The organism is Bacteroides sp. D55t1_190419_B8, assembly GCF_015558905.1.
Taxonomy (GTDB): Bacteria; Bacteroidota; Bacteroidia; order Bacteroidales; family Bacteroidaceae; genus Bacteroides; species Bacteroides vicugnae.
In genome coordinates this window covers 1-25565 of the sequence record NZ_JADMOU010000039.1, presented here as the reverse complement: position 1 = coordinate 25565, position 25565 = coordinate 1, and the positions used below count along the sequence as shown (strand labels likewise).

Sequence of the window (25565 nt, the reverse complement as noted above, 5' to 3'; positions counted from 1 at the left end):
ATGTCTGATATTGCTTTGGTGAGTCGCTGTTATATCGTTAATAGTTTTATTATATATTGTTCTGCTTTGCTATATTGAGTCGTATAACGTCTGCGACTTTTATATAGCAAAGCTTTTTTATAAGGGGTATAAACCTTTCATAAGTCTCTTTATACTACATAGGCTACATCGGTTATCATTCTATTAGCCTTTTATTCTATGTCCTCTTTTTATATGGTGAGTTTTTTAATAATAAAGCTTCCCACATTGTAAGGCTTCCACCCGCAGGTCTTCCGGCCTCGTTTTTCCGGCGTCAAGCGCAGGTGGTTTCTCCGGCGTTAAAAAGGGCAGACTGTTTGAGCGTAGCGAGTTTCTGCCCTTTAGCCGGAGGAAGCACCGGAGTAGCCGGAAAAACGCAGCCTTGATTCTTTCTTTTTGGTTCTTTTTCTTTCGTATCAAGACGAAAGAAAAAGAATATTCAGTAACTTTACCGAAAATTGGAAAAGCATGGAAAATAATCCGGAACTGCAGCTTGCTTGGCAGTTCATTGAAAATACAGGCACACATTTATTTCTTACCGGAAAAGCTGGAACCGGGAAAACGACATTTCTTAGACGATTGAAAGAACATACGCCCAAACGCATGGTTGTATTGGCTCCGACAGGGATTGCAGCTATCAATGCGGGAGGCGTAACGATTCATTCTTTCTTTCAGTTGTCTTTTGCTCCTTTTGTGCCCGAAACAACCTTTAATTCTTCCCAGACACATTATCGTTATAGTAAAGAAAAGCGGAATATCATCCGTAGTATGGATTTGCTGGTTATTGATGAGATCAGTATGGTGCGTGCTGATTTGTTGGATGCGGTGGATGCAACTCTGCGGAGGTATCGCGATAGGGAGAAACCTTTTGGTGGGGTGCAGCTGTTGATGATTGGAGATTTGCAACAGCTGGCGCCTGTTGTGAAAGACAATGAGTGGGAGTTGTTGAGAAAGCATTATGAGACTCCTTATTTCTTTGCAAGTCATGCATTGAAAGAAACGGCATATATGACGATTGAACTCAAGAAAGTATATCGTCAGAGTGATACGTTCTTCCTTTCTTTATTAAATAAAATTCGGGAGAATAAGGCGGATGATGAAGTGTTGAATGAACTGAACCGTCGTTATCAGCCCGGCTTTCAGCCGCAGAAAGAAGAGGGATATATTCGTCTGACGACACATAATAATCAGGCGCAGAGGGTTAATGATCGCGAACTGGCATCGTTGCCCGGCAAGGCGTATCATTTTAGTGCCGAGATAGAGGGGGATTTTCCAGAATATTTGTATCCTGCGGATAAACTTCTGACAATTAAGGAGGGAGCACAGATTATGTTCCTGAAGAATGATCCATCGTCCGAGAAACGGTATTATAACGGTATGATTGGTGAGGTGGTAGCGGTTAATGAAACGGGTATTGTGGTGCGTGGTAAAGGGGATAGATCCGAATTTCAGTTGTTGCCGGAAGAGTGGGGGAATTATAAGTATGTGTTGAATGAGGAGACGAAGGAGATCACTGAAGTGATAGAGGGGACGTTCCGCCAGTATCCTATTCGTTTGGCGTGGGCTATTACGATACATAAGAGCCAGGGTTTGACGTTTGAACGTGCTATTATTGATGCACGGAATTCCTTTGCACATGGGCAAACTTATGTGGCTTTGAGTCGTTGCAAGACGCTGGAGGGTATGGTGTTGGAGTCTCCTTTGCGCAGGGAAGCCATAATAAGTGATGCTACGGTGGATAATTTCACCAAAGCGGTGGAGCAAAATAAGCCGGGCAGCCAGCAGTTGAATGATATGCAAAAGGCGTATTTCTTTGATTTGTTGAGTGATTTGTTTAATTTCTATTCAATCGATCAGGCTTATAAACGGTTGCTTCGTCTTATGGATGAGGATTTGTATAAGCTCTTTCCGAAGCAGTTGGCTGAATATAAGGCGTTGGCTCCCCATGTTAAAGAGAAGATTGTGGAGGTGTCTCAACGTTTCCGCAATCAGTATACCCGGTTGATACATGAGAGTGAGGATTATGCGGCGAATGAGGAGTTGCAGGAACGGATTCGTTCCGGTGCCGGATATTTTCATAAGGAGTTGGAACCGGTTCGGGCTTTGTATGATAAGACTAATATGCCTCTTGATAATAAAGAGTTGAGAAAGCTTTTGGCAGAGCGTATGCAGGCGCTGGATGATGCGTTGTGGATTAAGGAGTCTCTGTTGGAAGCTGTGTCTACAAGAGGGAGGTTTGCTATTACGGATTATTTGAAGTTGAAGGCTAAAGTAATGTTGAGCCTTGAAGATGATTCTACGTCCTCCGGTTCTTCGAAGGCTTTGAAGGAGAAGAAAGAACGTAAGGAACGGAAAGAGCGTACATGCAGTGCTGAAAAGGTAAAGGTGGAAGTTCCTACGGATATTCTGCATCCGGAGCTTTATCGTGCCCTGTCTGAATGGAGAACAGCTAAAACAAGGGAGATGAATGTTCCTGCTTATGTGATTATGCAACAGAAAGCATTGATGGGAATTGTGAATCTGCTACCGGATAGTCCAAGAGCTTTGGAGGCGATACCTTATTTTGGAGCGAAAGTAGTAGAGAGATACGGGCTTGAGATTCTGGGTATTATCCGCAAGTATATGGCGGAGAATCAATTGGAGAGGCCGGAGATAACGGATATGTTAATCTCCTCCGGTAATAGCGATGATACGGTAAGGCAACGAAAGACGAAGCTGCAGAAAGAGGCAGAGAAACAGGAGAAAGAGGCGGAGAAGGAGAAAAAGAAGGAGGCGAAGAAAGATACGAAGTTGGTTAGCTATGAAATGTTCCGTCAGGGAATGAATATAGATGAAATAGCCAAGGCTCGTGATTTGGTATCCGGAACCATTGCCGGACATCTGGAGCATTATGTCCGTTCGGGAAAGATCAAAGTGGAGCAGGTGGTGAAAGCTGAAAATATAGCGAAGATTCGCAAGTATTTGGATGAACATGAATACATGGGAATATTCGCTATAAAGGTAGCATTAGGAGACGATGTCTCCTATGCTGATATCAAGTTTGTATTGGCTGTTTCCGGGCATTAATAAATAAAGTTATTATCCCGGACAGGGTTAAAGATTACAGAAGAAAGAAACGAAAACGGGAACGCTGATGTCAATCAGAATGCCGTGCAGGATGGCGATGGGAATCATTTCTTTTCCTGAATATCTGGTGATGGAAGGCAGCAGTACATCCATCGAGTTGACTCCTGCTGCTGAAATAGGAGCGAGTTTCCCGAAGTACTTCTTGATGATCGGAGTACCAAGAAGTGCCATCATCTCACGGAAAATATTAGTCAGTAGGGCAATGGTTCCCAGTTCCGTAGCCAGTTGCAGTCCGATGGAGGGTTCTTTGAACTGGGTGATAAGGATGGAAGAGAGTGAATAGTAGGCAAATCCACTTCCCACTGCCATACAGTCGAACACGCTCCATTGACGCAATAGCAAACTTGCCAGGGCGGAGAATAACAGCGTACCGATAATTGTTCCCAATGGAATCAGCAACATTTTAGGGTGCAAATGTGAAACAATGGCTTTCAGGTTCTTATTGGAACCGATGCTGATTCCTACTTGTAGCATTAATGCATAAAGTATGTACATGGAAACTGTGTGTGTATCGAACTCGAACTTATTGAAAGCTCCCATGATACAGCCTACACAAAAGAATACTATAACGATCAGACTTCCTTTCATTGTTCGCCTCCTTTCCTGAAAAATAATTGTAGTACCAAACGGGCAGCAATCAGGCTTCCCAATACACCGGACACAGCAAGAACAATGGCTTGCCATCCGAACTTACCAAGATTGTTCACAATCAGGCTATTAGAACCGATAGATACACCGAGAATAAAGAGCAACAGGAATATTGTAAGAGAAATTGTCTTTTCTGTCTTCTGTAGAATACTCCAGTTACGCAATACATAGCCGATGCCGATTCCTAAAAACATGGTAGATATAATAGAGAACATAATTGTATATATTTTGGGTTAGGTTAAACTGATGATTGACAACACACAAAAGAATTTTCAAAGAAGATATTACATCTGCTTGAAAATCAGAAAGGAATACTGCTATGGCTAACAAAACAAGTCAGCAGGTAGTTCCTGTAAAGAAATAGTTGGGAAATTTAGATGAATCCACTGAACCAATGCACATGCACGCAACAAGACTTACAGAAAATAGGTATTCCTGCAAGAAAAAGAGTAGCGTTATGTAATTGTAATGTTTGATTCATCATTGGTCTTTTTTGAATTTGGTGCAAAGATAGTTATTTATTGCATATTTTCAAAATAAATATGCAATAAATAAAGAGAAAGGAATATCCGGAACGAGATAGATGGTTGTAAAAAGTTGGTTATGTGCTCTTTCCCTTATAATTTATCCCAGTTCGCAAGAATTTCTTTTAACTTTTGGGGCCTGTATCCGAGCATTGTCCGGGCTTTATCAATACTCATCCCACTGAAGCGGGGACGGGGAGTGCTTTCATTCATTTTTTCTGTGGTGGCAGGATGGATAAGAGAACGGTCGAGTTTCATATAATCTGCTACCTGGTAGGCAATCTCTGCAATGGTCATACATTCATCTCCACAGATGTGGAAGATGCCATTCGTCGTATGTTCTATTAAACGTAGCACTCCATCCGAAACGTCTCCAACATAGGTTGGTGTCCGCCATTGATCGGATACGACACGTATTTCTTGTCCGGCTTTCAGACGGTTCATTACTAGCTGTACAATATTACCATGTTGTCCCGGTAGTGCCTTGCCATAAACGATTTCTACACGGACAATGGCATAACTGCTGCAAGTTTCTGCCACCCTCTCTTCTCCTTTCCATTTGGTATATCCGTAGTAGTTGACCGGGGCAGGGAGGTCTTTTTCTGTATATAACAGCCCGGCAGCTTCGTTTATCTTTCCATCAAAAACAAAGTCCGTAGATAAATGAATGAACCGGCTTTTGTATTCTTCGCATAAATCGGCCAGTTGGCCTACTGCGGTAACATTGGTAAGATAGGCTTCTTCATGATGCGTTTCGCAATAGTCCGGCACGGACAGAGCGGAGCAATTAATGACTACATCGGGTTGAACCTCTTTGAAGAGATGCCTAACGTCCGCTTCATTCCGTATATCTGTTTCGATGAAACGATAATCCTCCGCGTTATTGGGAAGAATATCCGGATGCAGGGAGCAGCCCGTCACCTTGTATTGTTTACAAGCAGACAAATCGTTTAAAATCTGGCGTCCGGTGAATCCGTTGGCACCGATAATTAATATCTTCTTCATTAGGTTCTATATATAGATGTTATAGATTATTTCTACAAAAATAAAAAATAATATCAACTACGCAAATAGATTTCGTACTTCCCTTCTTACTTTGCTCCCGATAACGAGATTTATATGAATTGATAAAAGAAAAAATGTATGGAAAAAGTAATTATGGGAACACGTTTACCCGCTAAACTTTGGTTGGATGAAGTAGAGGACTCTTGTATGTCGCAGATTATGGATTTGACTTCACTGCCTTTTGCATTTAAACATATTGCCATCATGCCTGATGCGCATGCGGGAAAAGGAATGCCTATTGGCGGTGTGTTGGCTACCAATGGCGTGATTGTTCCCAATGCTGTGGGAGTGGATATCGGTTGTGGTATGTGTGCGATTAAGACGAATCTAAAAGCGGAAGATTTTAGTTATACGGATTTGACTTCCATTATGTCGAAGATTCGTGCAGTTGTTCCTTTGGGATTCGATCATCAGAATAAAAAGCAGGATCAGGAATTGCTTCCGCAAGGATTCGACTTTGAAGAGATGCCTGTTTTGAAGAATCAGTACGAGGCTTGTTTGAAGCAGATAGGAACCTTGGGAGGAGGGAATCACTTTATTGAGATTCAGAAAGATACACTGCAATGGTACCGGGACTGGCTTACCTGCCAATGGAGACACAGAGGACTTGGTGAAACCGTTGGCGGAGCTGGCTCCAATGGCGGTGATTAAGGGATAATGTCATGCCATGTTTAAAGGAGTATCTAGTGTATGGACATAAAAAAAGGAGCAACGCCTTGCTCCAACCTTTGTTAACCTTAAATCTAATACTATGAAAAACACATTGCAAAGGTACATACTTTTGGCAAATTAGCAAATAATCCAAGAAAAAAAGTATGTTTCATAACATAGATTAAGAATTTGATATTCTAATTCAATTTTTATTAAGACTTTTTGATTGCTTTATCTTCCTCTAATCCCTTTAACATATACTTTCAATTAGGTATCCTGAAATCATTCGGAGAACAACCTGTGATTTTCTTAAATAACCGGCTGAAATACTGTGGATTCTGAAAACCCAGCTCTTGCGTTATCTGATTGATCGTTTTATCAGTATTTACCAACCAATCTTTGGCAATCTCGAAGCGTTTGAATTCGATATACTCTTTAAATGATTTTCCCGTTTCATACTCCAGTAAGTCGTTGAAATATTCAGGAGACAAATGAAGCCGGTTCGCACAATACTTATGTGAAAGTATATCGACAGTCGGTACCTGTTTCGTTTCGAAATGGTTATTTATGATTTTATCGAATTGTTTGATAATCGTTTTATTCGCTTCATTACGTGTAATGAATTGGCGTTCGTAGAAACGGACGCAGTAATCCAGCAATAGTTCTATATACTTGGAAACTATCTTCTTGCTATGTCGGTCAATGCAACGTTCGAGTTCCTGGTTTATTTTATCCATAAACTCCAGAATGATTTGCTTCTCGCGCAAAGATATATGTAATGCTTCTTCAGGCAGATAAGAGAAGAAAGTATAGTTATGTATATTAAGTCCGAGCGGAGTGCCACAAATCAGATCGGGATGAAAAGCCAATATCCATCCTTTGGAGGGAAAATTCTTACTGTTTTCCTTCATATTGATAGACTCTCCGGGACTAAGGCAGAGCAAAGTACCATCCGAAAAATCATAATACTGGTGACCATACATATACGCTTCACATTTACACTCACTCAATAGAATCGTATAAAAGTCGAACTTGATGCCCGTATGAGCTGACAAGTCAGCCTTTGAGAGATCAATGACACTTACCAGCGGGTGTAGTGTCTTACTCCCCAGGCAACAATTGCATTGATGCACGGTTCCTATTTTGAGTACTTTATCTCCCATGATGTTGAGACTCCTGTATCTAAAATACGTCTAGTTTTTTTGTTTATATTCGTTCGGGGTGCAGCCGACATGCTTTTTAAATAACCGGCTGAAGTGCTGTGGATATTGAAATCCCAGTTCATAAGCTACCTGGCTGACAGTTTGAACACCTTCCAGTATTCTTTCTTTGGCCAGTTCGATAATCCGACACTGGATATATTCCTGTGCCGTTTTTCCGGTTTCCTTCTTTATCAGGTCTCCGAAATAATTAGGAGAGAGGCATGCCTTGTCTGCAAAGTATTTCACGGATGGCAGTCCTTCGGTCATTGCCACCTGATTTTGGAAATATTCGTCCAGTAATTGCTCGAATTTAACGACTATATCTTTATTCGCCTGATTGCGTGTAATGAACTGCCGTTCGTAGAAACGCATACAGTAATCCAGTAGCAGTTCGATATTTCGCACGATAAGTTGCTTGCTATGCTTATCGATAGTGTGCTCCAGTTCGAGCCGGATTTTATGTATGCAATCGGTTACGATTTCTCTTTCCTGATCTGAAAGATGCAATGCTTCATTTACCTCGTAAGAGAAAAAAGTATAGTTTTTGATATTCTGTCCTAATGAAGTTCCACGGATTAAATCGGGGTGGAATAAAACCCCAATCGACTTGGTACGGGGAGCCGTTCGGTTACGGTTGTCTATTCCGCTCACTTGTCCTGGTGCCATGCAGACAACCGTTCCTTCCTGATAATCGTAATTCTTGCGTCCGTATTTGAGATCCCCGCATTTGGCATCTTTCAGGAACAAACAATAGAATCCGATGTTCATACGGATATACTCAACCGACTTGGTAGCTTTTGAGAAGTCGATTACATTAACTAAAGGGTGCAATGTCTCCAGTCCAAACAACTGGTCATACTGATCGACGGTTTCAATTTTTGTTATTTCATCCATATGCTTTGTTATTAATCTGATACAAAGATAAAACATTTGGAGGTATCTTTTTTATTTCATTCCTCAAATCAGTAATAAGGGTACAAGAATCAGTAATCTGTATACTACATAAACTTGCGGGAGGAAAAATAAATGGCAATGATTGCTGGAAGTAAGTCATGGAATTGATATATTTGCTCCGGAGAATATAAAAAAACAGGTTTTATGAAAGCATTATTCATTGGAGGAACGGGTACTATCAGTACAGATGTAGTTGCATTGGCGCAACAGAGAGGGTGGGAGATTACTCTCCTTAACCGCGGCTCAAAAAAAATGCCGGAAGGAATTCACAGTATCATTGCGGATATTAATGATGAAGAAGCTGTGGCAAAAGCCATCGCACTTGAACACTACGATGTGGTTGCACAATTCATCGGTTATACGGCAGAAGACGTAAAGCGTGATATCCGCCTGTTTCAGAATAAAACGCGGCAATACATCTTTATCAGCAGTGCCTCTGCCTATCAAAAGCCATTGACCGATTATCGCATTACCGAAAGCACCCCTCTGGTCAATCCCTACTGGCAATATTCCAGAAGCAAGATAGAAGCGGAAGAGGTATTGATGTCAGCCTACCGGACAAGTGGTTTTCCGGTGACCATCGTTCGTCCCAGCCATACCTATAACGGAACCAAACCTCCCGTAGCCGTACATGGAGATAAGGGAAACTGGCAGATTCTCAAACGGATTCTTGACGGCAAACCTGTCATTATTCCCGGTGATGGCTCCTCTTTGTGGACACTGACTCACTCCAAAGATTTTGCCAAAGGCTATGTCGGACTGATGGCGAATCCACATGCCATTGGGAACGCTTTTCATATCACTACCGATGAAAGTATGACTTGGAATCAGATTTACCAGACAATCGCCGATGCGTTAGACAAACCTCTGAACGCATTGCACGTGGCATCCGATTTCCTTGCCAAACATAGCGATCATTATGATTTCAGGGGGGAACTCTTAGGAGATAAAGCAGCTACGGTTGTTTTCGATAATTCGAAGATAAAGCGGCTCGTCCCGGATTTTATATGCCATATCTCCATGGCGGACGGATTGCGGCAAGCTGTACATTATATGCTTTCTCATCCGGAAACTCAAACACCCGACCCGGAATTTGATTCGTGGTGTGACCGTATAGCCAATGCAATCAGTGCGGCAGACAAAGCCTTCTGATTTTCCTGATTTTAATAAGTACCTGTCACTAATTAATTGCTATTTTTTAGGCACGGATTACACGGATTAACGCGGTTATTTTTCAGCAATGAGAACCCTAAAGACCGTGACATACGTGTAATCCGTGCCTAATTATTATTTAATAAGGAACATTTCTTCCTTGCTGCACCTCAATTCGTATTCCGAAATTACCATTGGCAGATTTCAGTTCAAACGCTCCCCGGAAATTATTCCTTTCCCAAGGCATAGCGCTGCGGTTAGTCACCCGCCAGCCATCCTTGTTGTAATCTCCGTAAGTATTGATTCTCATTCCGTTTTTCAGTTTGAAAGATCCCATCTGCATAAACTGTGGAGAAGAAGACAATCCCCAACCATATCCATATCCAAAACCGGCAAACCCGGAGTAAGAAGACGAAGAAAAAGAGTCGGTGAATCCTTGAGAATAGGTAATATCCGTGTTTAAACGAAAGAGCTGATTATAATCTTTCGTCATATTAGGCATATCTAAATTAAACTTGGGAAGTTCGGGAGTTGCTACGTTCATTAACCCCATATCCAGCAGAAAACCACCAAACTCCTTGATATTGGTAGATGGAGCACGACGAATACTATCGGAAGGAATTTCCGACTGTGCGGATGCAAAACCGACCGATAATATCAGCGAAAGAAATAGAATCAGTTTTTTCATCTTCGTAAAGGTTGATTTACTACAAAGATAGATAATTTCCACCTGACTATCCGCTTCCGTTATGTTTTCTTAGAAAAAAACTGTTGTGCAAATGCGGTAGTCTTTTATTCATGGCACTTTGCGGTGTTAAAGAGTTTAGTTGACAATCAGTTTATAGCCGATTCCCCGTACATTGACAATACGTATCTGTTCATCTTGCGAGAGCTTATGCCGCAATTTGGTAATGAACACATGCAAGCTTCGGGAATTGAAAAAACTGTCGTCTCCCCAAAGTTCGAGCAAGACATCCTGCGTGTTGACCACCTGATTCCGGTTCTCGCAAAGCCGTTTCAAGATTTCCGATTCACGATGAGAGAGTTCCTGTCTCGTTCCTGCGTGTAATAAAGTTTGTGCAACAGGATCAAACAGATAACTTCCTATCTCAAAATGATTGGCAACCTTATTCTCAGTGAAGAGAAAAGCCTTTCCCATCAGTGCTTTGATTCGGATAATCAACTCTTGTATACCGAAAGGTTTTTTCAGGTAATCGTTCGCTCCGAGTTCAAACCCCTCCACCACATCATTGATGGCCGAACGGGCAGTCAGGAATAAGACAGGAGTCTGTTTATCCGTCTGGCGGATGCGACGTACCATTTCAAAGCCATCCATTTTCGGCATCATCACATCGGCTACAAGTACATCCGGATGAAGTTCGAAGAAAAGGCTTAGTCCTTCCTCACCGTCATTCGCCGTATGAATGATAAAATCATTTTCTTCAAGTGTATCTTTGATAATCATGGCGAGTGTCTGTTCGTCTTCTACCAGTAATACGGTAATTTTGTTTTTACTCATGATTTTATGGGTTTATAAAGTAATGGTAAAAGTGCTTCCTTTGTCCGGTTCACTTTTTACGGTGATAGTTCCTCCATGTTTTTCGACCATGCTCTTTACATAGAACAGCCCTAGTCCGTAACCTTTTATATTATGAAGATTGCCCGTCGGGACCCGGTAGAATTTATCAAATATGTGCTTTTGTTTATCAAGTGGAATCCCGATTCCCCGGTCGGTAACGCTGATGGTTACTGTCTCCCCTGTCTGTCGGCAGGAAATAGACAATTCGGCTTCCTCCTTCGAGTATTTCACTGCATTATCTATCAGATTACTGATGATGTTGCTGAAATGCGTACGGTCGGCTACAATGACAAGCGTTTCCGGTTTAATATCCAATTCGATATGTACAGGCTTGTCCGCTTTTAGCTGGTGCTGCTCCATGAGCGGAGTAATCAGCTCCTTCAGGTTGATTTCCTCCGGATGCAAACGAAACGTTTTGCGACGCTCCATTCCCATGGATAAAATCTGTTCCACCAGCCCGCTAAGCCTTTGCAACTGCTCCTGACTGATGCGTAGATACTGGTCGCGCTTGCTTTTCTCTTCCGCTTGGTTAAAGTTCAGTAATGCGTCATTAGCCGCATAGGCTACGGCAATGGGAGTCTTTAATTCGTGCGTGATATTATTGGTAAAATCACTTTTCATTTCATCCAGCGTTTTCTGTTTCAGGAGCGTCCGGATAAGGAACCAGAAAGAGAATCCGAGAATCAGAAGAATTACAAATGAAGTGACCAGAATACCTGTCATCTGCTTTAACACCAATGAATTGATCGGCTCGAACACCAGTTGGTAGCGTTGGCTGTGATGCATATTAAATTCATAGTCATAGCGGATTGCCTTGGGACTGGGAATATAACTGCTATCTCCCGCAATACCTAATGTATCGGTATATACAATGGAAGAATCGGCACTGATCCCGGTATAAATCAAAAGAGTGTGATGAGGAATAGAGAGATTATGCTCTTTCATCACATGGGTGAGCAAACTGTCATATCGCTGCAGGTTGACATCTATATAAGTGTCCACCCCCGAATGAATACCCTGCTGAATACTCATTAACAGCTCCTTTAGCGAATCTTGCTTTTTCAATAACACATCCAGCCCGTTCTCGCTACTTGCAACAGGTGTAGAATCTTCCGGAGCGTTACCAACGGCCTTTACCGTATCCGTAGTAGTTTCTGTCCGGGAGTGTATCGTATCCTGACGGCTACTATCCGTATAAGAAATCGTTTGTTTAGTCACTAATGAATTGCCGTCCGCATCATATCCGGCTGATACCGTCAGCGAACCGTGTTCCACATTATCTTTTTGCAAATCATTTACCCGGAGCACGACCTCGTTAAAGTCACTCGTCCGCATCGCATCTCTGATATTGCTCTCCATTTCCATCTTCATCGACCGGTAAAGCCCTGTCAACCAATAAGCTTGATAAACAAAGATTCCGATTAACGAGCAGATAACCAGTATGACGATATGTTTTAGTGGTAATTTCATACTGACAAAGATAATAGGAAACTATTCTTATTCTTCTCTTTGATAAGACTAAATAACACTAGATAAGCCAGTGATAACGCAAATTTCCATTTTTTCTACCGTATTTTGTCGTATTCCAAAAATAAAGACGAAATGAAACGGATTCACCACTCTTTTTTGACGAATCCGTTCTACAAACAGCCGTTTATCATTTTTACATAGATAAGCTTCGAGTTCACTGACTTTCTTTCCTTTGTCAAACCATTCATTGGTGATTTTATAAGCACGGAACACAACCGGACGAAGAGCCGGGGAAAATCCGGGTTCGTCAGCTTCCGATGTTCCCATTTGAGCCTCCAATTCCTTGCAGTCAGCCTTCACCTTATCTAGTCCACCCAGCATTTTAGGGCCGAGAGAAGCCAGAATCCACGCCGAACCGGCCGTTCCGAAAATATAAGTTACGGCATACGCTACCGGAATTGCATTGATGAACGTGGCTTTCTGTGCATCGCTGATTCCCAGCTGGTTGATCGTATCGCTTGCCACGCCGATAACGGCGGATATTGTTTGTGAGCCTGCCAACAGTCCGGCAGCTTCTCCTACATGATATCCCATGATTTTGGCCAGTATCCACGGGGCTACCAGACTGACAATACACATCAGTACGGCAAATCCCACTTGTGGCAGGCCGTCTTTCTTCAATCCGCGGAAAAACTGCGGACCTACCTTATAGCCAACGGCAAATAAGAAAAGCAGAAAGAACACAGCTTTCATCGGACCATCTACAGTGATATTCAGTTGTCCGACCAATACTCCGACCAGCAGAACGCTGGTGACTGTCCCCAAGGAGAATTTCCCTATTTTGAGTCTGCCAAGCCAGAACCCGGCAAAGAGCGTCAGGAAAATAGCAAGTTCAGGATGTACCCTTAGTTGATTAATAATCCATTCCATAATTAAGTTGTTGTTTTAGGTTATGTCATTTACAATAGTTATAGCGTAAAAAGAGTTTGTTGTGTTATGAAAAATAGAGATATAATATCCGCCGAACTTTAAATTTCTCTATTTCGCTTTTTTGTTATACTTTTGTTCCTTCAAAAATAAAACTAATCATATTCTGTATGAAATCAGACATAGAAATAGCTCGCAGTATTGAGCTGAAGAAGATTAAGCAAGTTGCTGAAGGTATCGGAATCCCTCGCGAGGAAGTGGAGAATTATGGCCGCTACATAGCAAAGATCCCCGAACAACTGATTGATGAAGAGAAAGTGAAGAAAAGCAATCTCATTCTGGTAACTGCTATCACAGCAACCAAAGCGGGCATTGGCAAAACTACAGTATCTATCGGTCTCGCTTTGGGATTGAATAAAATTGGAAAGAATGCGATTGTCGCTCTTCGCGAGCCGTCTCTCGGTCCATGTTTCGGAATGAAGGGAGGAGCAGCCGGTGGGGGATATGCACAAGTGCTTCCGATGGACAAAATTAACCTCCATTTTACAGGGGATTTTCATGCCATCACTTCTGCTCATAACATGATTTCTGCTTTACTCGACAATTATCTTTATCAGAATCAGGCAAAGGGCTTTGGACTGAAAGAAATTCTTTGGCGGAGAGTGCTTGACGTGAACGACCGTTCGTTGCGCAGCATCGTTGTCGGCCTCGGACCTAAATCGAACGGGATTACCCAAGAGTCCGGTTTCGATATTACTCCTGCTTCGGAGATTATGGCAATTCTTTGCCTTTCCAAAGATGTGAGTGATCTGCGTCGCCGTATTGAAAATATCCTGTTGGGCTTCACGTATGACGACCAACCTTTTACTGTGAAAGATTTGGGAGTGGCAGGAGCCATCACCGTGTTGTTGAAAGATGCTATCCATCCTAATTTAGTGCAGACTACCGAAGGAACCGCTGCTTTTGTACATGGTGGTCCGTTTGCTAATATCGCACATGGTTGTAACTCTATTCTGGCCACTAAATTGGCAATGTCTTTCGGTGATTATGTAATAACAGAGGCCGGATTCGGTGCCGATCTCGGTGCAGAAAAATTCTATAATATCAAATGCCGCAAGAGCGGACTCCAACCACGTCTCACGGTGATTGTCGCTACGGCACAAGGATTAAAGATGCACGGAGGTGTCAGTCTCGACCGTATCAAAGAGCCGAATATGGAAGGCTTGAAAGAAGGATTGCGTAATCTCGACAAACACGTTCGTAACCTTCGCTCATTCGGTCAGACCATCATCGTAGCTTTCAATAAGTTTGCATCCGACACGGATGAAGAAATGGAATTACTGCGCGAACATTGCGAACAGTTGGGAGTGGGTTTCGCCATTAACAATGCGTTCAGTGAAGGAGGAGAGGGAGCAGTAGATATGGCCCGTCTGGTAGTAGATACCATAGAGAACAATCCGTCCGAATCTTTACGCTACACTTATAAAGAAGAAGATAGCATACAGCAGAAGATCGAAAAGGTAGCCACTAATATTTACGGAGCCAGCGTTATTACCTATAGCAGTATTGCACGCAACCGTATCAAACTGATCGAGAAAATGGGAATCACTCATTATCCGGTTTGTATTGCTAAAACACAATATTCATTCTCTGCCGATCCAAAGATTTATGGGGCGGTAAATAACTTCGAGTTCCATATTAAAGATATTGTTATCAATAACGGAGCTGAAATGATTGTAGCCATTGCCGGAGAAATTCTTCGTATGCCGGGATTACCCAAGGAGCCGCAAGCATTGCACATCGATATTGTGGATGGAGAAATAGAAGGATTGAGCTAAAATATATACCTCAAAAAAATATTCCGGTATGATGCCGGTAAAATAAATCCCCGTCTTTCCCTATGAAATAAAATGTGGAAAGACGGGGATGACTGTATATAGAGTCCAGTGCGCTTCTGTTTTCTCTTCTTGCACACTATACGGTTGAATTCGTCCTTGCTATGAGTGATATATGACATCATATATTTCTTTTATAGTAAGAAAAACGAAAATATGGACAGATGGTTCGGGCGGGACCGTTAATAAATAAAAAAAGCCTGCTCCTTTCACAAAGAGCAGACCTTATAAATAAGAAATAAAGCTGATAACAGTGAAGCTATTAGCTTTGAAATCGTTTTTTAATAAGCAAAAAGAGGATATTTCTTCATTGTCTCATTGACACGTGCACGTACTTGTGCAATAACTTCCTCATTTTCTACGTTAGACAATACAGTCTCGATCATTTCAGCAATTTCGAGCATCAAATCTTCTTTTGCACCACGGGTAGTGATGGCAGGAGTACCTAAACGGATACCGGAAGTCTGGAAAGCCGAACGGCTGTCAAACGGAACCATGTTCTTGTTAACGGTAATATCAGCAGAAACCAATGCTTTTTCTGCCACTTTACCTGTCAGTTCAGGATATTTGCTACGCAGGTCGACCAACATAGAGTGGTTGTCTGTACCACCGGAAACGATGGTAAAACCACGGTCGATTAAAGCCTGTGCAAGTACAGCAGCGTTCTTTTGTACTTGTTTAGCATATTCCTTAAATTCAGGTTGCAGGATTTCACCGAAAGCAACTGCTTTAGCAGCAATTACATGTTCCAACGGTCCACCTTGAACCCCTGGGAATACGGCAGAATCCAGTAATTGAGACATCATCTTGATCTCACCTTTCGGAGTGGTCTTTCCCCACGGATTGGGGAAATCCTTACCCATCATGATGACACCACCACGAGGTCCGCGAAGTGTTTTATGTGTAGTAGAAGTGACGATATGTGCATATTTAACCGGATTTTCGAGCACTCCGGCAGCGATCAGGCCGGCAGGGTGAGCCATGTCAATCATCAGGATAGCGCCTACTTTGTCGGCGATTTCACGCATACGTTTGTAATCCCATTCACGAGAGTATGCAGAACCACCACCGATAATCATTTTCGGTTTCTCACGTAGAGCGACTTCTTCCATCTGGTCGTAGTCAACGCGTCCAGTTTCCTGATTCAGGTTATATTCGCAAGGAGTATAGATGATACCGGAAGTGTTTACCAGTGAGCCATGAGAAAGGTGTCCGCCGTGTGCAAGATTTAATCCCATGAATTTGTCGCCCGGATTCAGAACTGCGAGGAAAACAGCAGCATTAGCTTGTGCTCCCGAGTGTGGTTGTACGTTTGCCCATTCAGCGCCAAAAATTTCTTTCAGGCGGTCGATAGCGATTTGTTCGCTTTGGTCTACTACTTCGCAACCTCCGTAATAACGTTTGCCGGGATAACCTTCTGCGTACTTGTTAGTCAGGCAAGAACCCATTGCCTGCATAACCTGGTCACTCACAAAATTTTCTGATGCAATAAGCTCGATTCCTTTCAACTGACGTTGATGCTCTTTTTCGATGATGTCGAAAATGATGTCGTCTCTTTTCATTCTTTTATAAGTAAGATTAAATTTCTAATTCGAGATACCTATTTTAAGCGCACAAAGTTAATGAAAATAAATAAAGAATGAAGGAAGTACAAGAAAAATGTTAGTAAAAAGCCGGATTTAATGATATTTTATTCTTAAAGGATGAATCCCAGCGAAAAACTTAACGCGCTGTCACGGCGACGGAAAATAATGTTGCTCACTCCTGTGCTGCCGTCGGAATTGATATTGTCGTAAATGATGGACTTGGAGATATTTCCGATGCCTTGCTCGTAGCGGAAATCGAAAAAGATACGGGAGATGTTGACGCCTACACCGATCACTGCACTGACATTGAACGGATACAGCCTTTCGTGAATCCCTTTCTGGTCAAAATTCTTAAAAGTGATTTCATTGTGCTTTCCCCATAAGTAGCGAAGTTTGGGGCCTGCGAAGATAGACATTCCGTAAGGCCCTTTTTTCACCACATTATAGCCGTATAAAATAGGGAAATCCACACTGTGCAACACCGATTGCACGGAAGCATAATCAGGCTCGATGGCAGGATGCTGCGAACCGAGCTTATCGAAAGATATCTCACATTTGCTTACATTATAGGACACTTCCGGCTGAATGAAATGCTTCTTCATGTTGATACGCATGAAGAGGGCACCGAAATAACCTATCTTGTAGTTATTCTGTACCTCATCGATAGTCACATCCTTAATTTTCAGTTCAGACACCATGAACATGGAAGAGTTGAATCCCGCCTTGATACCGATATTTATTTTTTTTGTATTGGGGCGGTCTACTTTTTCTGCGTTATAGTTCTGGCCGACAGCCGTGCAGGCTATGGCTAACAAACCGGGAAGGATGATTCTGCGTAACATAAATAATTGAGTTTACGTAATTTAGTTTTTATATACCCATGGCTTCATATTAATCCTCAGATTATGCTAATCAACGCCGATTTCCAAAAAGCTTTTCCAGTTCATCTGCTATTTGACGTAGTTCCAACTCGTTTCGTGCTGTAGTTTGTACAACCATACCCAAACCTTCTTCTGTCCATTTTAAAACAATCTCAATTCGATTAGCTTTAATTTGAATGTTCTTTACGAAAGTCTCACTGTGAGGTGTATACCCAATGGAAGTTACAACTTTAGTAATATATGGTAGGGGGAATAGACTTGCTTTAGCAAAAGCCATCAATTTGTCATTTCCATGATGATCAGACGAAAGATTACAGCACTTTTTCTTTGGAACTATACCACAATCAAAAAAGTTTCTAGGTTGTGTTTTAACTTGCCATTGCATATAAAATTCTGTGTCAAAATCTTCAGGTAAAGAAAAAGATAGTATTTTATGCACTGTTTTATTGCCTTTACAATCTTCAATCACAGTATATTCTTTCTGTATTTCCCAGAACTGGCAAGAACAAAAATTAAGTCCAATAGATTTTTTCAAACATGCAGCAGATAAACCGTATGCTTCCTTATCTTTTATTTCTCCAGTATCATCAGATACAGCTGTGGTAAACACGCCTTTTATATAAGATTCCTCCTCTTCAGAATCCGGTTCATAATATGGAGGATGTAGCATTGATAGCAATAATAGTTCTTTGCTTCCACGGATATTCTCATTACATAAATCTGCCACAGTATAATCTTCGCATAGTAAAATATCCGCTATACCTTGATCAGGACAACGCACAACATTGAATCTTTTTTGCTTTGCCGTAGATAATAATGATGCGAATTTGTAGGCTCTTTCTTTCGCGTTTTCCTTTGAGACACATAATGGATAACAAGAAAGTTCATTAAAATAGGCTTCCATATATTATACTAGCTTTACTAATTGTTTCGTCCACTCGTCTAGAAAATCATCAGGATATTTGTTCAATTCTCCAAACCGATCGCATTTAATAATCTCCACTTCCGGTTTTGTGTCTATATCATCATGAGAAAAAAACACAATTTCAGCATCTTGGGGAGTCAGATTACAAAAACTTTGTTTCATGGCAATGCGGAGTCCGTTCACAACATGATCACTATGTGTCTCGATTAAGAGTTGAATATTATTAGTCTTAGCTATTTCAATAAGAAATTTAGTCAATCTTGATTGAGCACCGGGATGTAAATGAGCCTCTGGGTTCTCTATTATCAAAATACTTTTCTCCTTAGCAAGAAGAGCGGCTACAATGACCGGTAAAACATAGCTATAGCCAAACCCTACGTTCATAGGACGGAATGATTTTCCATTATTAACAGAATCAAGAAATAGCTCTATTCTATCAGCATCATTTGTTTTCACTTTTAGAGTTGCACCTGTGAGGACTGTAGACAAAACTTCACAGACTTTTGCTTGAAAATCCTCACCTTGGTTGGAAAGTACATTAATGACATATTCGCCGTTTACGCCAAACCAGTCTGAATCTAAAGTATCCTTACGCGGGGATGAATTACGAGGACCTAAACGATCTGCAGATACATATTGTAATGACTTGAGATTCTGTAATATCATAATATCCGATGTCGTACTAACGGATTGGCTGGTGCTAATCTCTTGCTTTGCCGATTCTTTAGCCTCATTAGCTCTCACGTCAAAACGATTCTCACCGTTTACAATAAGTTTGTTTAATCTTGCCACCTGTGTTTTATGCGGATATTCTATAAATCCCAGTTCTACTGTTTCGGTGTCATCTTGCAGATTCAAGAAAAAAGTTTTTTCATCAATGCCAGTGTTTACTATTTCATCAAATGTTCCTAACTCTATCAGATCACCTATCAGATGAAGTCCGTTAATATCGTTAGAATCTCTCATAGTTTGCGCAAGCAACAAAAGTGATTGGGCTACTGTCGATTTTCCGCGACCATTTTTACCATACATCACATTGATTTGGGAAAGAGGTATCTGATTCCTTTCGCGGAAACATTTGAAACCTTCAAGTGCTATACTATGAATCATATTTTATTCATTTTTTAACCATGTCCAGACTGTCTTAGATAACCATCCCTGACGATCTTGTTCAGTGATGTCGACAATAAAAAGCAAATCATTGTCATCTATTTTAGGACGTAACTTATCGTAAATATTCTCTGCAGAAGTAAAATTGTTGTTTACTTTTACAATCCATGTGGATTCGAGTGGATGTTGCCAGTCTCCAACACTCTTTATTGCCTCATAAAGTTCAACATAACTTTGCCCGGGCTTTCTCAAATCATATGTAATTAAAAACACTTTGGCCATAATGTTATATATTAGTTTGTAATATATTTTTTTTAAAACGCCAATCAACTTGCTCTTACTGTGCTTAATAAGCCCCCTGTCAAAATAGCAAAATTACTATTTTTTTTTCAGTTAGCAAATAAATGGCATTCGCATATGTGAAAATTCTAATTTTCGTACTCCTTTTATTGCAACATCTAAAGCCCTTTTTTGTTCTTTAATCACTGCTTTAGTTTATTTCTTCTTTTCTACACTCCAACCGAATTTACCGATTTTCTCTCCCAGATTATAATATCCTCCGTGCACATATACCAGCGGATTGGCTTCTGCCAGTTCCAGCTTTCCGGTTTCAGGATTCAGGTTCCGGTCGTCCGCACGCACATTTACTACGTCAGCGATAAACATATCGTGTGAGCCGAGAGAGATGATTTCTTTCACACGGCATTCAATGCAAAGAGGAGATTCTTCAATCAACGGAGCACTGACCACCGTACACTGTCCGGGTGTCAGCTTCATCTCATCAAATTTATGATAATCACGTCCCGAACGAACTCCGCACCAGTCGGTGGCAAAAGCCATATCTTTCGTTGTCAGGTTGATGACAAACTCCATGTTTTTTTTGATAATGTCATAAGAATGGCGTTCCGGACGTACGGATATATAACACATGGGCGGGTTTGTACAAATCGTACCCGTCCATGCTACTGTGAACATATTATATTCGCTTTCTTCCTTTCCGCAGCTGACCAGTACAGCCGGCAGCGGATAGATCATCGTTCCTGGTTTCCAGTCCTGTTTCATAGGCCTATACGTTTATTCAGAGGATTGTAATCTCTTCACGTTTCTGCTCTTTCTCGCAATAATGGCATTTTACGATACAATTATCCTTGTCTATCACATGAAAGATAGTGGCCATCGGTTCGTTGTTGGTGATACATTTCGGATTGGCACATTTCACGATGCCCCGAAGTTCATCCGGCATTTTCACCTCTTTCTTTTCCACTACTTCGTAATTGCGGATGATATTCAGCTTGACGTGCGGGGCAACTACTGAAATACGGTTAATCTCTTCGTCGCAGAAGAATTTATCTGCAATCTTGATGATCCCTTTTTTACCTAGTTTCTTACTGTCGAGGTTGAATCCGATAGTGATATTGCTAGTCATCTGTTCCACACCGAGCAGTTGCACTACGGTAAAGAGCTTTTCGGATGGGATATGGTCAATCACTGTCCCGTTTTTCAGGGCAGCTACTTGCAATTCTTGTTTATTTTCGCTCATAATAAAATATCGTTTTTAACGTCATCTAATGTGATACCTAATACATCGCAAAGGATTGCTTCGCGGGCATACAGACCGTTTTGTGCCTGTTGGAAATAATATGCTTTCGGATTGTCATCCACATCGTAAGCTATTTCGTTGACACGGGGAAGCGGGTGCAGGATACGCAGGTTCGGACGTGTGTTTTCCAGCATTTTGTTACGGAGAATATATACATTCTTCACCCGTTCATATTCCATCAGGTCGGTGAAACGTTCGCGTTGCACACGGGTCATGTACAGAATATCGGCGTCAGCGATAATCTCTTCGGTAAAATCCGTATGTTCAACGTATTTTATTTGGTGCGTTTTACAGTAAAGCTTGTATTCTTCCGGCATTTTCAGCTCTTCGGGAGCGATGAAATGGAAAGTCGGATTAAAGTGTCGCATCGCCATCAGCAATGAGTGTACGGTGCGACCGTATTTCAAGTCACCCACCAGGAAAATGTTCAGATTTTCCAGCGTACCTTGTGTCTTGTAGATAGAGTAGAGGTCGAGCATCGTTTGCGACGGGTGCTGGTTGGCTCCGTCACCTGCGTTGACAATAGGCACCGGGGCTACTTCGCTGGCATACCGTGCAGCTCCTTCGAGATGATGTCGCATGACGATAATATCTGCATAGTTGCTCACCATCATGATCGTGTCTTTAAGTGTTTCCCCTTTGGCAGAGCTGGTAGCTTTGGGGTCAGAGAATCCGATTACTCGTGCACCGAGACGGTTGGCAGCTGTTTCAAAACTCAAGCGGGTACGGGTGGAAGGTTCAAAGAACAGGGTTGCTACAACCTTTCCTTGTAATAACCGGCGATTGGGGTTCATTTCAAACTGCTTCGCCATTTCGAGCATGTAGAGGATTTTTTCTTTAGAATGTTCGGCAATGGTTACTAAACTTCTGTTTTCCATTTTGTTATCTTTTATGTGGATAGAACTTGTTTTACCGGAGTGTAAAGGTACGAAGAATTTGTGAAAAGCACAGATTTTTCGTACCTTTTTTATCAGCTTTTAATCAGTCGGTTTATTTCCGTCCGCCGGCTAACGCTGCAATGATATATTTCCCCGGTGCTCCGATTTTGCTCCAGGTCGTATTGGAGAGCAGTTTCCACACCTGGGTGCCTTTCCTGCCATAGTCCGATAACCGCAGAATCGTCTGTTTCTCTTTCTGGTCAGTCACTTTATGGTTGTCCAGACTCTCCATCAATCCTGCGATGTTGTGTGTAGCCAGATTGTAGGCATACCCCGGAATCTCAATCGAAACAACGTTGGTTTCTTCTTCTTCTTCATGATTTAGTTTAGTTTCCTTTAGTTTAGTTTGTCGGAAAATGTCTGCATTTTCTTGACTCACCTCCTCTTGAGTTTCAAAAATGTCTGCATTTTCCGCGTTCAACTCTTCTTTTTGCATCCCTTTTTTCTTCTTGGTCTCTAATAAATAAGGTAGTTGGGAGAAATCTATTTTCCTCCGTGTAGTGGCTTCGAACCACACCCTTTGAATCTGTTCCGAAGTGAGTATGCCGTATTTTTCGTAGGTTTCTTTATGGAAAAATCCTTTCTCCAATAACAGGTCGACAATCTTTTCCATCATGTCCTCTTTGATCCCGCCGCCCACTTTACGGACGAAAATCAGGTTTTGTTCCTTTCCCCAAGAGATATAATATCCCTCTTTATATATTTTACAAAGCAATCGCATGACAATGTAAGAAGCTAATACTCCAAACTTAGCTTCTAATAGTTCCATCACTTCTTCGTCAAAGAAGTTTGCCGGTGTCGGAAAATAAGGTATCCCTTTATTAATCATATTCATTGTTCAATATATTTTAATCTAACTTATACAATAGCTCTCCACTCCATCAGGTTCCCGATCATAAATCTTCTCCATCCTTTTTGTTCTTCACTCCAATAGAGAATAGACTCTTGTTTTGCTGTGATATTGAATTCTCTATGGAAGAATTTTTCATATCCTACCAGTGTTCCTCTTTCCAGACAAAACGTGCCATCCTGCTTGTAAAAAGCTATCACTACATTTCCATACAACATGCGATCTATTAGTTTAATGCACTCTTGTACAATTCTCTCCGCACATTTATCCGAAATCCCCTTTTCAGCAGTAATACGTTTTTTCCATACTAATTTGCAAGCTTCTAACTTACTCTTCCTGATTTTTTGTCTCATTTTCTTCTGTTTTTAATTTTGAAAAATAAATTTCTGTTTGAGCGTAAATCTTCCCTTATAGATAGTGACGGTATGTTGTTGTCATAGCGTCACTATCCTTTCATTATAGTGACGCTATAACGATAGCATACCGTCACTATTTTTTAAGAGAAAATCTGTTAGTTTTCGACCGGTTGAAAACGGCGGCGAAGGTAAGCCTTATATTCCAACTGTCCCATTATTTTTTCTTAGTACTTGCTTTTGACCTTTTCAGCCTGTTCTCTTTTTTCCTTTTTTTCTTTCATGTACTCTTCCTCAACAGGTTTTTTCAATGCACCCAATTCAGCATGTATACTGCTAAGTTCCATTAACTTATAGCCGCCATGTTTGTGGATGTATAATACTTTTTGGTCATAGATATATTGGGCTAGATTTATCAGCTTTTTCTTCTTAGGATGGCGGAAATGTCCATCAATAAAGATTTTTAAATACATGGTGAAATAAAGACGGATATCTCCATCGATTGCTATTCTGTTATCCAGTTCTTCTTCACTGATGATTTCTTCCCTTGAATGCCTCCTGGGGGCTTTTTTCATTGTTTGGACATTTCTTTTTACCTTGTCGTTTTTACTACCTTTTTTGGCATTTTTACTTTTCATAATCTACTAATTTTAACGTTGGTTAAATATGTGTTAATTCTAAAAATAATATCTGGAAAGTGAAATTGAACGTACAAAAAGATTTGTTCTTTTGTCGCTTGCCAAATAGTATATATATAAAATAACTAGTGATGCAAATGATGAATAAAAATGGATTTAGTCGATGTGGTGAGAACTACATCAATCGTTTACGAAAGGAGGGGCGCTATTCTACTGCGCACGTCTATAAGAATGCCCTTTATTCTTTCAGTAAGTTTTGCGGTACGTTGAATATGTCGTTCAGACAGGTCACCAAAGAACGTTTACGACGTTATGGTCAGTATCTTTATGAGTGTGGTTTGAAGCCTAATACGATTTCTACGTATATGCGTATGCTTCGTAGCATTTACAATCGGGGAGTGGAAGCGGGTAGTGCTCCTTATGTTCCCCGATTATTTCATGATGTCTATACAGGCGTGGATGTCCGCCAAAAGAAAGCTTTGCCTGCCGGTGAATTGCACAAACTTCTATATGAGGATCCCAAATCGGAGCGTTTACGTCGCACACAAACTATTGCCGCCCTGATGTTCCAGTTTTGTGGAATGTCATTCGCCGATTTAGCGCATCTGGAAAAATCAGCTTTAGAGCAGAGTGTATTACGTTATAATCGAATCAAGACGAAAACTCCCATGAGCGTGGAAGTGCTTGATACTGCCAGGGGAATGATTAATCAACTCCGGAGTAATCAGGAACCCATTCCCGATTGTCCAAACTATCTGTTCGATATACTTTGCGGTAACAAGAAACGGAAGGATGAAAGGGCATACCGTGAATATCAGTCTGCTCTTCGGAGATTCAATAATCGTTTGAAGGATTTGGCGAGGGCTTTACGCTTGAATTCTCCCGTTTCTTCTTACACACTCCGTCATTCCTGGGCAACGACAGCCAAGTATCGTGGAGTGCCTATTGAAATGATTAGTGAATCGTTGGGACACAAATCAATAAAAACCACACAAATCTATTTAAAAGGTTTTGAGCTAAGAGAACGTACAGAGGTAAATAAAGGGAATTTATCTTACATTAGAAACTATCGTTTAGGTAGATAATTAACGATAAAGTGTTAGAAATCAGGGATGAAATGTATCCGTTACTTCTTAGGTAACGGATAAGGTACTCATTCACAAGAAAACAGATGAAAACAGAAAAATATGGACAAGAACCGCCTACAGCAATGTTTTTCTAACCTACGCGAAGGGAAAAGCATCTTAAAAAATAGAATATAAGAATATCGGGCATGATAAAACAAAATCATCATGTCCGGATATATTCTTGTTGTATATTTCAACAAATCAGAAAAAAAAGAAGATTTTACTTGTTTACTATTTGTATTTTTGCATATCTTTGCATCGAATAATAATCCGTTACCTAAGAAGTAACGGAAACTTAAGGGGTAAAAAAGTATGATTCTAACGAAAGAAACTTTAAGTGCTGGGC

The 25565-nt window shown here is 41.2% G+C and carries 23 protein-coding genes and 2 pseudogenes; 5 read left to right on the top strand and 20 right to left on the bottom strand.

The features are described from left to right. Positions 1-486: 486 nt before the first annotated feature. Positions 487-3084 carry a helix-turn-helix domain-containing protein gene (locus I2I13_RS22100; protein ID WP_195650527.1) on the top strand — a complete coding sequence of 866 codons (2598 nt, stop codon included), beginning with the start codon at positions 487-489 and terminating at the stop codon, positions 3082-3084. A 27-nt stretch (positions 3085-3111) separates the two neighbouring features. Here I2I13_RS22100 and I2I13_RS22095 read toward each other — a convergent pair whose 3' ends face one another. From I2I13_RS22095 to I2I13_RS22085, 3 genes are all read right to left on the bottom strand, one after another. Beyond that, positions 3112-3732 (bottom strand): lysine exporter LysO family protein, encoded by a 621-nt coding sequence (locus I2I13_RS22095; protein ID WP_004295766.1) that lies wholly within the window; start codon positions 3730-3732, stop codon positions 3112-3114. Continuing rightward, positions 3729-4007 (bottom strand): LysO family transporter, encoded by a 279-nt coding sequence (locus I2I13_RS22090; protein ID WP_004303461.1) that lies wholly within the window; start codon positions 4005-4007, stop codon positions 3729-3731. Before I2I13_RS22090 ends, I2I13_RS22095 begins: the two co-directional genes overlap by 4 nt. A 402-nt stretch (positions 4008-4409) precedes the next feature. Then, positions 4410-5321, bottom strand: a complete 912-nt coding sequence (locus I2I13_RS22085) for an SDR family oxidoreductase (protein ID WP_195650526.1) — start codon at positions 5319-5321, stop codon at positions 4410-4412. A gap of 138 nt (positions 5322-5459) precedes the next feature. On the opposite strand from I2I13_RS22085, the pseudogene I2I13_RS22080 reads away from it, so the two are divergent. Further along, positions 5460-5939, top strand: a pseudogene (locus I2I13_RS22080) (RtcB family protein); the annotation flags it as partial. Positions 5940-6295: 356 nt separating this feature from the next. Here the strand turns inward: I2I13_RS22080 and I2I13_RS22075 are convergent. Beyond that, complete coding sequence (locus I2I13_RS22075; protein WP_195650525.1) at positions 6296-7195, bottom strand: AraC family transcriptional regulator; 900 nt, start codon at positions 7193-7195, stop codon at positions 6296-6298. A gap of 30 nt (positions 7196-7225) precedes the next feature. Beyond that, positions 7226-8128 carry an AraC family transcriptional regulator gene (locus I2I13_RS22070; protein ID WP_074636059.1) on the bottom strand — a complete coding sequence of 301 codons (903 nt, stop codon included), beginning with the start codon at positions 8126-8128 and terminating at the stop codon, positions 7226-7228. A 204-nt stretch (positions 8129-8332) separates the two neighbouring features. Here I2I13_RS22070 and I2I13_RS22065 point away from each other — a divergent pair, with 204 nt between their 5' ends. After that, positions 8333-9340 carry an SDR family oxidoreductase gene (locus I2I13_RS22065; RefSeq protein ID WP_195650524.1) on the top strand — a complete coding sequence of 336 codons (1008 nt, stop codon included), beginning with the start codon at positions 8333-8335 and terminating at the stop codon, positions 9338-9340. A gap of 139 nt (positions 9341-9479) precedes the next feature. Here I2I13_RS22065 and I2I13_RS22060 read toward each other — a convergent pair whose 3' ends face one another. The 4 genes and pseudogenes from I2I13_RS22060 to I2I13_RS22045 all read right to left on the bottom strand — a co-directional run. Beyond that, positions 9480-10028 carry an occludin gene (locus tag I2I13_RS22060; protein ID WP_195650523.1) on the bottom strand — a complete coding sequence of 183 codons (549 nt, stop codon included), beginning with the start codon at positions 10026-10028 and terminating at the stop codon, positions 9480-9482. A gap of 135 nt (positions 10029-10163) precedes the next feature. Next, positions 10164-10859: a response regulator transcription factor gene (locus tag I2I13_RS22055; RefSeq protein ID WP_004295780.1), complete on the bottom strand. Its 696-nt coding sequence runs from the start codon at positions 10857-10859 to the stop codon at positions 10164-10166. A gap of 12 nt (positions 10860-10871) precedes the next feature. Next, positions 10872-12389: a sensor histidine kinase KdpD gene (locus tag I2I13_RS22050; RefSeq protein WP_195650522.1), complete on the bottom strand. Its 1518-nt coding sequence runs from the start codon at positions 12387-12389 to the stop codon at positions 10872-10874. A gap of 144 nt (positions 12390-12533) precedes the next feature. Continuing rightward, positions 12534-13319, bottom strand: a pseudogene (locus tag I2I13_RS22045) (aspartate-alanine antiporter); the annotation flags it as partial. Between the two features lie 167 nt (positions 13320-13486). On the opposite strand from I2I13_RS22045, the gene I2I13_RS22040 reads away from it, so the two are divergent. After that, the gene (locus I2I13_RS22040; RefSeq protein ID WP_004295785.1) at positions 13487-15154 is read left to right on the top strand and encodes a formate--tetrahydrofolate ligase; all 1668 of its coding nucleotides are present in this window, start codon (positions 13487-13489) and stop codon (positions 15152-15154) included. A gap of 338 nt (positions 15155-15492) precedes the next feature. Here the strand turns inward: I2I13_RS22040 and glyA are convergent, their stop codons facing one another. The 11 genes from glyA to I2I13_RS21985 all read right to left on the bottom strand — a co-directional run bounded on the left by glyA (position 15493) and on the right by I2I13_RS21985 (position 24092). Continuing rightward, on the bottom strand, positions 15493-16773 hold the full coding sequence (gene glyA / locus I2I13_RS22035) for a serine hydroxymethyltransferase (protein ID WP_004295787.1): 1281 nt from the start codon (positions 16771-16773) through the stop codon (positions 15493-15495). 134 nt (positions 16774-16907) lie between these two features. Further along, positions 16908-17639: a porin family protein gene (locus tag I2I13_RS22030; protein ID WP_195359125.1), complete on the bottom strand. Its 732-nt coding sequence runs from the start codon at positions 17637-17639 to the stop codon at positions 16908-16910. 70 nt (positions 17640-17709) lie between these two features. Next, the gene (locus tag I2I13_RS22025; protein ID WP_195359124.1) at positions 17710-18582 is read right to left on the bottom strand and encodes a hypothetical protein; all 873 of its coding nucleotides are present in this window, start codon (positions 18580-18582) and stop codon (positions 17710-17712) included. A 3-nt stretch (positions 18583-18585) separates the two neighbouring features. After that, complete coding sequence (locus I2I13_RS22020; protein ID WP_195359123.1) at positions 18586-19713, bottom strand: DUF3696 domain-containing protein; 1128 nt, start codon at positions 19711-19713, stop codon at positions 18586-18588. Between the two features lie 3 nt (positions 19714-19716). Further along, positions 19717-19995, bottom strand: a complete 279-nt coding sequence (locus I2I13_RS22015; RefSeq protein WP_195359122.1) for a hypothetical protein — start codon at positions 19993-19995, stop codon at positions 19717-19719. 213 nt (positions 19996-20208) lie between these two features. Beyond that, entirely contained in the window at positions 20209-20775 is a 567-nt protein-coding gene (locus I2I13_RS22010; RefSeq protein WP_195359121.1) for a flavin reductase family protein, read from the bottom strand. A gap of 16 nt (positions 20776-20791) precedes the next feature. Then, positions 20792-21253 (bottom strand): aspartate carbamoyltransferase regulatory subunit, encoded by a 462-nt coding sequence (gene pyrI / locus I2I13_RS22005; protein ID WP_074556995.1) that lies wholly within the window; start codon positions 21251-21253, stop codon positions 20792-20794. Next, positions 21250-22191, bottom strand: coding sequence for an aspartate carbamoyltransferase (gene pyrB, locus I2I13_RS22000; protein ID WP_195650521.1), 942 nt, complete (start codon positions 22189-22191; stop codon positions 21250-21252). The genes pyrI and pyrB overlap by 4 nt, the downstream gene beginning before the upstream one ends. A 112-nt stretch (positions 22192-22303) precedes the next feature. Beyond that, positions 22304-23086: a DUF4373 domain-containing protein gene (locus I2I13_RS21995; protein ID WP_148366910.1), complete on the bottom strand. Its 783-nt coding sequence runs from the start codon at positions 23084-23086 to the stop codon at positions 22304-22306. Positions 23087-23109: 23 nt separating this feature from the next. Next, complete coding sequence (locus tag I2I13_RS21990; protein WP_195650520.1) at positions 23110-23454, bottom strand: SH3 beta-barrel fold-containing protein; 345 nt, start codon at positions 23452-23454, stop codon at positions 23110-23112. A gap of 227 nt (positions 23455-23681) precedes the next feature. Next, a complete protein-coding gene (locus I2I13_RS21985) occupies positions 23682-24092 on the bottom strand; it encodes a DUF4119 family protein (RefSeq protein WP_195650519.1) in 411 nt (136 codons plus the stop codon). A gap of 131 nt (positions 24093-24223) precedes the next feature. On the opposite strand from I2I13_RS21985, the gene I2I13_RS21980 reads away from it, so the two are divergent. Next, on the top strand, positions 24224-25177 hold the full coding sequence (locus tag I2I13_RS21980) for a tyrosine-type DNA invertase cluster 3b (RefSeq protein ID WP_195650518.1): 954 nt from the start codon (positions 24224-24226) through the stop codon (positions 25175-25177). Positions 25178-25565: the final 388 nt, after the last annotated feature.